The sequence below is a fragment of the Nostoc sp. NZL genome (genome assembly GCF_015714705.1).
Lineage (GTDB): Bacteria > Cyanobacteriota > Cyanobacteriia > Cyanobacteriales > Nostocaceae > Nostoc > Nostoc foliaceum_A.
In genome coordinates this window covers 39,878-52,265 of sequence record NZ_WBKL01000064.1, presented here as the reverse complement: position 1 = coordinate 52,265, position 12,388 = coordinate 39,878, and the positions used below count along the sequence as shown (strand labels likewise).

The window sequence follows — 12,388 nt, the reverse complement described above, 5'->3', positions numbered from 1 at the left end:
ACACACTTTTTCAGTTGAAGAGAATACACAACTTTGCCAACTCCCTTACTTTGTCGGAAAGGGAGTTTTCGTCTATGTCAGTGAACCAGGCACACTTCTCAACACTAGATCAAAAAGCGATCGCACTTAGTACTTCTAACATACCTCGCTCATATTAACCTTCAACTTGAGCGATCGCCTCAGTCGGCGATAAATCACCATCAATGACAGACATCAGAACTGGTAAGTATTTATCCATCATTCGTAGATTGGTATAAACCATTGTTTTAATTAGTGCTGAATTCAGATTAGTTACCTCAGCTTCAACGCTTGTTTTATAACGAACTTCTCCATCAGCAAAATCTAGTTCAAAGTTGCCAACCATCATACCGTAGTTTGCTCTAGTTAAAAACTCAGCCACTTGGAAGCGTTTCTCTTCTGGTGTTTCTAATGGACTTACAGAATAGAAAATAAATTGCTTTTGCACCTCTCTAACTAGGGCGTAGCAACTCCATTCTCCATTATCACCCTGAAACCCCATTCCTAAAGCTGACTCCCCCTCTAGCTTTTCAAACGGCCAGTTATCTTCTTCAAAGAACTTAATAACCGTTTCAAACATTTGTGCCATATAAATTACCTCAGAAAGCTTTTAATCAGGATTATTTTTTCTAAATAATAATCAACAAAGCTTAAATAAAAAGTTTTCATTTTTCTACATTCATTTAAAGCATATTCTTTTCCTTAGCTAGCAACCGCATCTTATCCAAGGCATTAGTTCCTCCCATAGGAGTACTTTCCATCGTTTTTAAAGATTCATTTGCATTTAGAGGAACATCATCAGGCTTCTTAAATTCTCTACCTTCCATCTCTTCGATCACATTAAAAGACTCAATCTCTTTTGCAGCTTCAAATGATATATAAGCTTCTAAATAATTATTATCTGGATTATTTTTATTAGTTAATCCTGCTTTGTAGGCTTTCCAACCTTTTCTGAGTGCAAGCTCGTACAAATTCCTCATTTGTATTTCTATTTTTTTCTTTTGACCTGGCTTTAGAAGATTATTAAAATCTTCAAAAAGTTGTGAAATATATTTTGCTTGCCTGATTAAATTACCTGCTTTCTCAGCAAGTTCAGCACTTTCCGAAAGAATGGAAGTATCCCAATCCTGTTTTTCTCGCAGATTTTCAATAATCTTTGGAGGTTCTTGTTTAGCAGTTGTATGTTCCAAAAACTTATCAGCTGGATATATAAGATTAGAATTCTCTCGAGGAATTGTAATTTGGACGTATACACCTTCAAGGCTTACTCCACCATCTTGAAGCATTTGTAGAACTTGGCGGGTCATAGCTGCATCGGGATGATAGTGACCACTTGCGTCAGTAATACCTTGCAGCATTCCATCTTTAATTTCTATTTCGCCTGCCGCAGCAACTTCAGCCCCAGCTACAAAACTTGAGTGGTGAAAAATCCATTGTTGCTTTTGACGCGGGTTTAGTCCTTGTTGATACTCAGCCGCCTGGTCTGCGGCGTAAATCTTACCGTTAACGGTCATTACAAATATTGCTTTACCACTGCTTGAACCCCATAGAGTTTTCATTTCTTTCGTCTTATAGGGCTTTCCTTTCCAAAGAAACTTGTTTTGATCCTCTTTATCTTGTTCTTTAGACTCTGAATCATGACCGTAGAGTTTGCCATCTTGAATCTTGAGCTTTTTAGCTTTGCGATCTTGTCCATATAAATGTCTGATAGCTTTACCCTTATAAGCCGGATGCCAGTTCTGCTTTTGACCAATGATTTTGCCATTATCATCTTTAACTTCACCTTGGTTTTCTTGCTGCGTTTTATTTTTTTGATTAGATGCTTTTCTTTCTCCATATACTCCTGCTCTTTTATTTGATTTAAACTTGTTGTCATCTATTTTTTTAGATTCCTGAAACTTTGTTTCTGAAATTTCAAATTTACCATCCTCTTGTTCAAACTTGTTTTCCAAAAATTGTGAGTCTTTTCTATTGAAATAATCTTCAGACTTTTGTTCTTCTAGTTGAGGTTGTGAATAGGCATCAGTTTTTTGTTCTTCTGGTTGAGATTCTGAATAGGCATCAATTTCTTGTTTTTCTGGTTGAGGTTGTGAATAGCCATCATTTTGCTCTTCTGGTTGAGATTCTGAATAGGCATCAATTTCTTGTTTTTCTGGTTGAGGTTGTGAATAGCCATCATTTTGTTCTTCTAGTTGAGGTTGTGAATAGCCATCATTTTGCTCTTCTGGTTGAGGTTGTGAATAGCCATCATTTTGCTCTTCTAGTTGAGGTTGTGAATAGCCATCAGTTTTTTGTTCTTCTAGTTGAGGTTGTGAATAGCCATCATTTTGCTCTTCTAGTTGAGATTCTATATAGCTATCAGTTTTTTGCTCTTCTGGTTGAGGTTGTGAATAGCCATCATTTTGCTCTTCTAGTTGAGATTCTATATAGCCATCAGTTTTTTGTTCTTCTGGCTGAGTAGTTTTTTTATCTTCTTGAGATTCCTCAAGTTTGTCAGAATATTGAGAGTATTTACCATAGAAAGATTCATTATCAAAATCCGCTTCAACTTCAATATCTGTTCTATCTTCTTCAGATTCCTTGTGTTCTACTTCGTTCTTATCCTGATTTAATTCACTTTTAAGTTGTGCTAACATACTTTTAACTTCATTCAACAGAGCATTTACTGCTTGCTGACGAAGTAGAAAAATTTCAGTTTTTTTATCTTCTGTGAAATATCTTGAAGACTTGATTACTTGTTTAATACCTTTGAGTAGTGAGATTCTCTCTTTTAAATCTTCTTGTCTATCTCCATTTTTTGATGGGTAATGGACAAAATAAAATAATCTTTCATCTATTGCTTTTAAAGCATCTCTGCTCGCAGTTTTACTAAATCTATATCCCTTTCTTCCCACTTTTGCTTTAGCTTGAGTTTCGTTGAGCCAGGAATTGTATTCACCGGGATTTAAATACTTACACTGAACTATATTACCCTGTAGGCTCAAAGCTGCTGCATTCATATTTATCTGATTGTGGTGCACTAACTCAGTTGTATGAGTGTTTCTCTGCTCCTGCTCATACCCCTTTTGCCTTTGCACCGTACTCTGATTCTGATGTATTTCTTTTATGACATCTGCGGCTACCTTGTCCGCTTCCTGCTCATACTTATCCCCAGGCTGTCCAATTGTAAGTTGTGGCTGAATCTGTTGCGCTAAAAGTGTTTCACGCCGTGTAAATATACCAGGGATTTCTAACAGGTTAGGCTGACCCTTACTACTTTCTTTTCTCTGCACCCAGAAGTCATTCATCTTGGCTTGCAATACACCCAAGCGTTCCTGTCCCTCTGGCGTTATCGTGCCATACTTTGCCTGGATATCTAGTTTTGTAGCCTCCATTTTTTGATTTTGGAAGGCTTGATTCTCTATTTCCTCCTGCGTGGGAAGCTTCCTCGATGTCTTTTTACTCTGGATACCGAAGGGTCGAGACGCTAACTTGGAGTTTTCTTGAAATGTTTGAGGATTCTGAGAGGTAGATTTGTGGACTCTTTGGAATTTCATTTACAACTTGTTTATAGCTTTCAATAAAACAGGTATTCTATGTAGATTATCCTTCTTTAATCATTCCCGCCAGAGTAAAAGCTTAAATCCTTGTACATTCGGATTTAGCTCACCGGGCTTCATTTCAGCAACGCTAAAATCTCTTGATCTAAAACACTGGCGATGATATTTATATCTCAGGTAGCTGAAGATATTAGTATGTAAGTGTTCAATAATAAAACGGGCGTGTCTAAAGGGGACAATAAATTCTGGAAATTAGAGTTTGTTTCCTACAACTCATGCGGAAGGACTTAATAAATATTTAGCTGTTTGCTACTTTTTATTAACTTCATCAAACCAATCGCAATACTTTGGATTAAGGTTTGCTCCTCCCTAACCCTCCTTAAGAAGGTGAGAATTAAGTCCTGTTTTTAAGGGAAGCCAGCGCGGTGAAGCAGTGTGGTCTTCTCTCAAAGGGCTACGTGGTGTACACACAAGTCTTCTAGAGTTTCCCTACAGGCTTTTAATCCACCCAACCCTCCCTTAAAAAGGCTACCGTGTACACACAAGTTTTTTAGAGTTACTGCGTAATGTAGGTAGGTTCATTTTTGCAGATCGCAACTAAGGTGCAAGTCGATGCAACTAAGGTGCAAGTCGATGCAACTAAGGTGCAAGTCGATGCAACTAAGGTTCAAGTCGATGCAACTAAGGTGCAAGTCGATGCAACTAAGGTTCAAGTCGATGCAACTAAGGTTCAAGTTGATGCAACTAAGGTGTAAGTCGATGCAACTAAGGTTAAAGTCGATGCGACTAAGGTGCAAGTCGATGCAACTAAGGTGCAAGTTGATGCGACTAAGGTGCAAGTCAAAAGACTTGTGTGTACACCGTAGCTTAAAAAGGGCAGCAAAGACCTCTCAAAGTCCTCCTTTTTAAGGAGGATTTAGGAGGATCTACAACGACTTTGGTTTTGTAGAAAGAATTTGCATAACTTTTTAACTTTGCAGCGAGAAGTAGTTTAAGTTACTTAATGCATCAACCGCTACTCACTTTCATGGTTAACGCTAGGATAGCTATGTATTTTATTAAAGTATAAATATGGATCAAGCTTTTTACGTAAATTCAGTAGCAGGCAGCGATACCAACCCAGGTAGCCAACAAGCCCCGTTCAAAACTATTACTCAAGCCCTCAAGGTAGCTACTGTTGATACCAAGATTCAACTAGCAGATGGTAATTACAATGCTGCTAGCGGTGAAGTCTTTCCGCTAACGGTTCCATCTGGCGTGACAGTGGTGGGTAATGAAGCCAATAAAGGCGATCGCATTTTCATTGAAGGTAGTGGTACCTATTTGAGCCGTACTTTTGCTGCACAGAATGTAACATTTGTGCTGCTGGATAAAGCCGAACTCCGAGGAGTAACTGTAACAAATCTGGCTAGCCGTGGTAGTGGTGTCTGGATTGAATCAACTGCTCCTACTGTCGCTAATAGCACCTTCAAAAATTGTAAGCGGGAGGGAGTATTTGCTACAGGGGATGCTAACCCAGTTATTCTAGGTAATGTGTTTAGTGAGAATGCAGCCAATGGAATTGCGATCGCTAAAAATTCCAAAGGTCAAATTCAAGGTAATACCTGCTTCAAAACAGGTTTTGGCATTGCCATTAGTGATACTGCATCACCCATTCTTCGAGATAACAAAATTTCCGAAAACCGTTCTGGAATTGTCATCTCTGGCAGTGCTCGTCCTGTATTGCGTAACAATGTCTGTGAAAATAACACTGACGATGGTATCACAGTAATTGGAAGCGCCCTACCGGATATCGGCACTACCAATAACTTAGGAGGCAATACTCTACGCAGTAACGGTAAATTTGATTTGCAAAATGCCAGTTCCAACAAGCTGGTTTCTGTGGGAAATAAAATAGATGCGTCTAAAGTCACAGGAAACGTAGAGTTTGCAGATAGTTCGGTTCCAACGCCGACTCCTACTCCTACGCCGATACCCACTCCTACGCCGACTCCCACTCCTACGCCGATACCCACTCCTACGCCGACTCCCACTCCTACGCCGATACCCACTCCTACGCCGATACCCACTCCTACGCCGACTCCTACGCCGACTCCCACTCCGACTCCGAATCCCACTCCGACACCCACGCCTACTATCGAATTAACCGATATTAGTAATCATTGGGCAGGTGGCTTTATTCGAGAATTAGTCAAATTTGGGATAGTTAATGGTTTTCCCGATCGCACATTTAAACCTGATGCTACGATGACACGGGCGCAATACGCCGCATTACTGGTAAAAGCTTTCAACCCATCGCCAAACCGCCCCGTAATCAAATTCAAAGATGTACCAGCAGATTTCTGGGCATCCAAGGTAATTCAGCAGGCATATCAAGGTTTATTTCTCTCTGGTTTTCCTGACAATACCTTCGCCCCCAACAAAAATATCCAGCGCGTGCAAGTGATTGTTTCCTTGGTGAATGGATTGGGGTTATCTGCTGATAGTGCAACCGCTACCAAAACTTTCGATGACCAAGCAAAGATTCCTGATTATGCTAAGGATGAAGTCATCAAGGCTACTCAAAAGGAGATTATCGTCAATCATCCGAACCTCAAACAACTCAATCCTACCCGCGATGCTACACGCGCAGAGGTAGCGGTGATGGTCTATCAAGCCTTGGTAGATGCTGGTCGTGTAGCTGCGATTGACTCGCCTTATATTTTGACTGCTTAATTCGTAAAATAATTTGTTTTACAAAATTGCATGATTTTTGTAGGGGTACTTCATTACTTGCCCCTACAAAAAGGGTTCTAAATTATAAGCAGAGCAAATTCATAGTTAATTTCAAAAAGGTGATTTTTAGTTTCTACTCGAACTAGGGCAAATTATTCGGATCAATACCCTGAGATTGCAAATAAGCAATCAGTCGTTCTTTTTGCTGGCGTTCTTGTTCAGCGCGTTGGCGTTCTTGTTCAATCTGTTCCACAGCCCACGGTAATAAGTTACCAGCTTGATCCCACCAGCGCAACCAATAACCAGTTCGCCCTTCTTTTGTTCCTTGCCAAGTTCCCAAAAATAAGCCCATTACATCAATCCAATGATGACCATTTTCGTCGGGTTGCTTTAACTCATAGCGTTTATTTTCTAGTTGATAATATTCCAATAAACCACCATCTGGTTCAAAAATTACGTAGATGGGAATCTGCAAAATTTGCTCGTAGAAAAACCATTTTCCTGGTGGATAAGTTCGCTTTACCGAATATTCTCCACCCTCAGTGTCGGATAAAAATTCGATAGCGATCGCTGGGATATCTCCTTCTAAATTGGGTGTATAACTTTTGCGATTGCTCACAACTTCATTCACCGATGGCACATAAACCCAATCAGGTGCTTTGGCAATAAATTGTCCGTTGACTGTTGCACAAAGACCAAAGTTTGAAGCTATCAACATCTGGGGTTGGATGAATCCACTGATTTCTAGGCTTTCACGGAAAGCACCAGCCAAAAGTGGCTGATCTGTATTCTCCACTGGTTCATCCTCTAGTTGAAAATCCTTGGGCAAGGCTTCCCAAGAGATTACCAGTTCTGTTGGTGATTTGGCTTGGCTGAGTTGGGTTGCCATAAACACAGCATGAATTTATTTTTGATCTTATCGCTTGCGATACTAGGATCAAAAAAAAGGGGCAGGTTTTCTGCCCCTCTAAACCAGGAAACTGAAGATGCTCTTAAAGCAGAACTTTAGCTAAAATCGGTTCCACACTCTTAGAAATCTCTGGGACATACACTTGTGAAACGTAGTCGGCAATCATTCTGTCGGTGTTGAATAACGGTGCATTTGTCTTAATGGACGTTTTCATCATTTGTACCCAGCGGTGGGGAATGCCTTGGGCATCTTGGTCATAGTATAGAGGAACAATTTCTTCTTCTAAGAGCTGATAAAGCGATCGCGAATCAATCCGATCTTGCAATTCTTGATCGCTAGTATGAGCATCTTCACCTATTGCCCAACCGTTAATTCCCTTGCCATCTGGCCCTGCTTGGTAGCCTTCGCACCACCAGCCGTCCAAAACGCTGCAATTAAGACCGCCGTTAAAGCAGACTTTTTGCCCACTTGTACCAGACGCTTCCAAGGGACGACGAGGATTATTCAACCAAACATCAACACCTTGCACCAATTTTTGACCACTGTAAATGTCGTAGTCTTCAATAAAGGCGACTCGATTGATAATCCCGGAATTGTGACACCATTCCATCAAACGCTGAATAATCCGCTTACCTTCTTCATCGGCTGGGTGCGCTTTCCCTGCAAAGATAATCTGTACTGGACGTGAGCGATCGCCAAAAATCTTCAGTGCGCGTTGAGCATCGCGCAAAATCAAATCCCCTCGTTTGTAAGGGCTGAAGCGTCTGGCAAATCCAATGGTCAAAACGTTGGGGTCGAGTAAGCTTTCAGTTGCTTGAATGAGTTCGTAATTTTCGCCACGCAACTCCCGCGCTTTCTTCACCTTATAACGGGTAAAGGCAACCAATCTTTCTTTGAGAATAAGATGCCGTGACCACAGTTCCTCGTCGGGAATGTCATCAACTTTAGCCCACATCTTAGGATCAACGGCACGAGTTTTCCAGTCTTCTCCCAGATACTCATTATATAAATCGCCCAACAGGGGTGCAGTCCAAGTGGGTGCATGAACGCCATTGGTAATGTAACCAATTGGTACTTTGTCTTCCGATCGCTGCGGATAGAGAACTGTCCACATTTTACGGGAAACTTGACCGTGCAATTCACTTACGCCATTGCAAGCACGAGACATCCGTAATGCTAAAACGGTCATCCCAAAGGGTTCCCAAGGATCACCCAATCGCCTTGCACCCAATGCCAAAAATTGTTCGCGGGAAAGTCGCAATTGCGGCCAATAGCTGGCAAAGAAAGAATCTATTAAATCGGGAGAGAAGACATCATGACCGGCGGGAACGGGGGTATGGGTGGTAAATACACAACTGTTTCGCACCTTGGCTTCGATGTCGTAGAAAGATTTACCAGTGCGTTCAATTTCTAGCCGTGCAATTTCCAAGGTGCAGAATGCAGCGTGTCCTTCGTTGAGGTGATAGACAGAAGGTTCAATTCCTAAGGCGTGTAGGGCACGAACACCACCAATTCCCAAAACGACTTCTTGGGCGATGCGGGTTTCCAAGTTACCGCCGTATAGATGTCCCGTTAGCCAACGGTCAATGGGATCGTTATCGTTGCGATCGCTATCTAATAAATATAATGTCACTCGCCCAACTTGCACTCGCCAGATTTGCACTTTCACAAACCGTTGGCGAACTTGTAGCTGGATAGTGACTGGTTCCCCTTGCTCATTTTTAATTAACTCCAAGGGCATCTTTTGGAAGGGATTGTCAATATAATAATCTTCTTGCCAACCGTGCCGGTTCAAGCGTTGCCGAAAATAACCTTGGCGATACAACAAGCCAACACCAACCATCGGTACACCCAAATCTGATGATGATTTCAGGTGATCCCCGGCGAGAATGCCTAAGCCGCCAGAGTAGACGGGTAGGGATTCATGGATGCCAAATTCGGCGCAAAAGTAGGCAATGGGGTGGTCTTTGGATACTTGCGGTGCGACTCGACTTACCCAAGTATCTTGCTGGTTGATGTATTGGTCAAACTCACGCGCGAGGGCGGATATCTGCTTTAAGTAAAATGGGTCTTCTGCTAATTGGGTCAGACGCTCATAGCTAGCTGATTCTAAAATTGCCACTGGGTTATGCCCACAGCGTTCCCATTCTTGGGGATCAATTGTTTGGAATAAAGAGATGCGATCGCCACTCCAACTCCACCAGTAGTTATAAGCCAAGTCTGCTAAACGCTTGAGTGGCAAAGGTAACTTTTCACTCAAGCGTCGTGCTGCGTTGATTGCACTACTATTAGCCATACTTAATCAATGTCCTCGCGCTTAACTTTTCTCTATTTCACCTGCTCACAATCGATTCCTCTTCAGGTTTATGATCCGGAGGATTAATTTATGAATCCTCCCCTGAAGTCAGAGCAGTTTATCGACATCAAACCTTATCCAAGTAAATGGTTTTTATTGTTTTCGTCTTCTAAAAATTATCTCTACTTTTGGACAGGTTTGATATTTTTTTCTATCAAATTCGTTGACATTATTTTAATTATTTTGTTTTATTGTTAATATTTATTTAGATGTTAACAATCAGCAACTAAAATTATTGATATGTCTTGATGACATTCACTTTTGACTACAGCTATTTGCATCAAGATAATGCTTTTTATACGCCAATTACAGCAATTTTACCGTTATTACTGGGAAAGCTCATATCTGTTAAATAAGCAGGACTTACGCAAAATAATGAAAAAACGAACCGCAAAGGGCGCAAAGGACACAAAGGAATAAGAGTTTGAGAGAGTTATTGCGTAAGTCCTAATAAGAATGAAGGTTGAATCATAAAGTGGCAAAATGTGCATCTTAATATTCATATCTTAAGAAAATCCAGATAAAAATTTTGTTTTTTTAAGAAAAACAATGCAGTTGAATCGAAGTAATTTTATCAGGTTGCTGATCCAGTCAGAGCCAGGAAAACCAGCAATATCTAACGGCTTACGAGCTGCGTTAGCGTTGGGAGTTCCCATGCTAATTGGACAACTCATCAACCAAAGGGAAAGCGGATTATTTGTGGGTTTGATGGCTTACTTTGTCAACTTAGCGAATGTTGGTGGCCCTTACCAAATCAAAGCTAAGGCGATGGCGGCAGCTACTTTAGGAATCGCTGTTTCAGTATTTGTGGGTACTCTAGTGGCTAGAGTTCCAGCGCTAACTGTGGTGCTGACATTTGCTTGGGGACTGGCTTCAGGTTTTGCGTCGCTGTACGGTAATGCTGGTGCAAATGTCGGTCTGGTGGTAGGGGTATCATTTATTTCCACGATCGCACAGCCAGGGAACTTGGAAATTGCACTGATGCGATCGCTGTTATGTCTCATTGCAGGTGGATGGGCGATGCTACTTTCCTTAGTAATGTGGCCTTTTAGACCTTACGACCCACTAAGAATAGCTTTGGCTAACTGCTTCAGCGCAATCGCCAACTACATTCAGGCATTTCTCAGTAAGGTGACAACACCTGAAAATATTCTCGAAATTAGACAGGCATTAGAGACAGCACGAACTACTTTAGGTACTGTACGGATTGGACAGCCGGCTCGGAGTTGGATGGATGAGCAGTTATTGGTGCTAATTCAGGATGGCGATCGCTTGCTTGGCTCAGTTATTGCCTTAACAGAGTTACTAGAAACTCACTTCCAACAACAGCAATATCACGCAGTCCAGCAATTAGTAGACGATGCACTCGAACAAATATCAGTCGTTCTGCAAGCCATAGCGAAAGTCATATCAGGTAAACCTGCCAGCATCGATCTGGGAAATCTTAGCCGCATCTGCGAGGCACTGAAAGAACAAGAAAATCTGCAAAGAAAAGCAATTGCTGGGAGTGAGACAGACTACACAACTCTCGTTGCTTTCACTAACCTAGTGCTGATGATCGAAAAGCTAATCAAGCAATTGCAATACACGGCTCAGACAGCTAAATCTCTGGTAGATCACAGCAAAATCAGTCGCCGAGATGTAGATACACATCTTTTAGTTGAAAACGAACAGCGATCGCACTTAAATTTACTCAAAGAAAACCTCACTTTAGAATCAGCAATCTTTCGCCATGCTCTCCGCATTGCTGTAACTCTAGCTGTAGGCGTAATCTTATATAGCATTACGAATTTACCAATGGGCTATTGGGTGACACTGACGAGCATTCTAGTCCTCAAACCGAACTTTGGTGCAACTTTCCAGAGGTTTTTCCAGCGAGTTGGCGGGACAATCTTGGGAGCTATATTAGCAGCTGTGATAGTTGCAAGCATCACAAGTAAGCCTGTATTAGACATCATCATTTTGCTGACAGTCTTTTTTGGCATTTCCCTGATCGGTTTCAACTATGGTTATTCAGTGATTTTCTTGTCAATATTTGTCTTACTAATTATCGATATTGGTCATCCGATTGGTTGGGAATTTGCTGGCTTTCGCGTGTTGAATACATTAATTGGGGCCGGGCTGGCTTTTGCGAGTCATTATTTCATATTGCCAAATCGGGAACGCGATCGCTTACCCAGTCAACTCGCCACCGCTTTGCGAGAATCCCACAAATACTTTCGGGATGTGATGGCTGTTTACCAGGGAACAAAAGAGCCTGACTCTACCATAATCAGTCAACGGCGACAAACTGGATTGGCAATTGGTAATGCCCAAGCCTCGTTCCAAGGATTGCTGCGCGAACCCCAAATGCCGAAAGAATTAGTAGAACCAGTGATGACTCTGCTGGTGTATGTGGGACGTTTTACTAACGCCGTGACAGTTTTGGCAGTACATCTCGAACATTTTCGAGGAACTGTGCCACTCCCGGAATTAGAAACCTTTGTCCGCCAAGTTTCGCTACTGTTAGAGCAGTTAGCTGATTCAATACAGCAGGAAATTATCCCACCGCCCTTGCCTGACTTGGAAGAAACCCTGCACAAAATCCAACCACACCTGCAAGCACTGCGTACAGCCCGGATACAAGAGCTAACTGTCAATCAAGGACATACACCTATTCGTCAGGCAGTCATTGATTACAGCATATTAGATTTGGAAATTGAGCAGATTGTCCGACGGTTGACTGCTATGCACTCAGCGATGGTACGGCTAATATCAGTTCAATAAAGCGATACCTACGGTAAGCTAAGTAAGTCGGCGTAAATAATTATTGTTGCAATAAGGCAGGGGGCAGGGAGCAGGGAGCAGGGA

Annotated in this window: 7 protein-coding genes; 3 read left to right on the top strand and 4 right to left on the bottom strand. The window is 41.8% G+C overall.

Annotated elements, in window-relative coordinates:
- Positions 1-154 precede the first annotated feature (154 nt).
- Positions 155-607: a YbjN domain-containing protein gene (locus F8R90_RS09285; RefSeq protein WP_196510514.1), complete on the bottom strand. Its 453-nt coding sequence runs from the start codon at positions 605-607 to the stop codon at positions 155-157.
- 94 nt (positions 608-701) lie between these two features.
- A complete protein-coding gene (locus F8R90_RS09280) occupies positions 702-3,554 on the bottom strand; it encodes a hypothetical protein (protein ID WP_196510513.1) in 2,853 nt (950 codons plus the stop codon).
- Positions 3,555-4,141: 587 nt separating this feature from the next.
- Here F8R90_RS09280 and F8R90_RS09275 point away from each other — a divergent pair.
- Together F8R90_RS09275 and F8R90_RS09270 are read left to right on the top strand one after the other, a co-directional pair.
- Positions 4,142-4,312 carry a hypothetical protein gene (locus tag F8R90_RS09275; RefSeq protein ID WP_196510512.1) on the top strand — a complete coding sequence of 57 codons (171 nt, stop codon included), beginning with the start codon at positions 4,142-4,144 and terminating at the stop codon, positions 4,310-4,312.
- A 316-nt stretch (positions 4,313-4,628) separates the two neighbouring features.
- Positions 4,629-6,272 carry a DUF1565 domain-containing protein gene (locus tag F8R90_RS09270; RefSeq protein WP_196510511.1) on the top strand — a complete coding sequence of 548 codons (1,644 nt, stop codon included), beginning with the start codon at positions 4,629-4,631 and terminating at the stop codon, positions 6,270-6,272.
- A gap of 142 nt (positions 6,273-6,414) precedes the next feature.
- Here F8R90_RS09270 and F8R90_RS09265 read toward each other — a convergent pair whose 3' ends face one another.
- Positions 6,415-7,161 (bottom strand): Uma2 family endonuclease, encoded by a 747-nt coding sequence (locus F8R90_RS09265; protein WP_196510510.1) that lies wholly within the window; start codon positions 7,159-7,161, stop codon positions 6,415-6,417.
- 103 nt (positions 7,162-7,264) lie between these two features.
- Positions 7,265-9,478 (bottom strand): alpha-glucan family phosphorylase, encoded by a 2,214-nt coding sequence (gene glgP / locus F8R90_RS09260; RefSeq protein WP_196510509.1) that lies wholly within the window; start codon positions 9,476-9,478, stop codon positions 7,265-7,267.
- Between the two features lie 609 nt (positions 9,479-10,087).
- Between glgP and F8R90_RS09255 the strand changes: the two genes are divergently transcribed.
- Complete coding sequence (locus F8R90_RS09255; RefSeq protein ID WP_196510508.1) at positions 10,088-12,304, top strand: FUSC family protein; 2,217 nt, start codon at positions 10,088-10,090, stop codon at positions 12,302-12,304.
- The last annotated feature ends 84 nt before the right edge of the window (positions 12,305-12,388 follow it).

Bases quoted from the DNA above. Each gene is read 5' to 3' on its own strand.
- F8R90_RS09285 (WP_196510514.1), bottom strand. From the start codon at position 607: ATGGCACAAATGTTTGAAACGGTTATTAAGTTCTTTGAAGAAGATAAC.
- F8R90_RS09280 (WP_196510513.1), bottom strand. From the start codon at position 3,554: ATGAAATTCCAAAGAGTCCACAAATCTACCTCTCAGAATCCTCAAACA.
- F8R90_RS09270 (WP_196510511.1), top strand. From the start codon at position 4,629: ATGGATCAAGCTTTTTACGTAAATTCAGTAGCAGGCAGCGATACCAAC.
- F8R90_RS09265 (WP_196510510.1), bottom strand. From the start codon at position 7,161: ATGGCAACCCAACTCAGCCAAGCCAAATCACCAACAGAACTGGTAATC.
- glgP (WP_196510509.1), bottom strand. From the start codon at position 9,478: ATGGCTAATAGTAGTGCAATCAACGCAGCACGACGCTTGAGTGAAAAG.
- F8R90_RS09255 (WP_196510508.1), top strand. From the start codon at position 10,088: ATGCAGTTGAATCGAAGTAATTTTATCAGGTTGCTGATCCAGTCAGAG.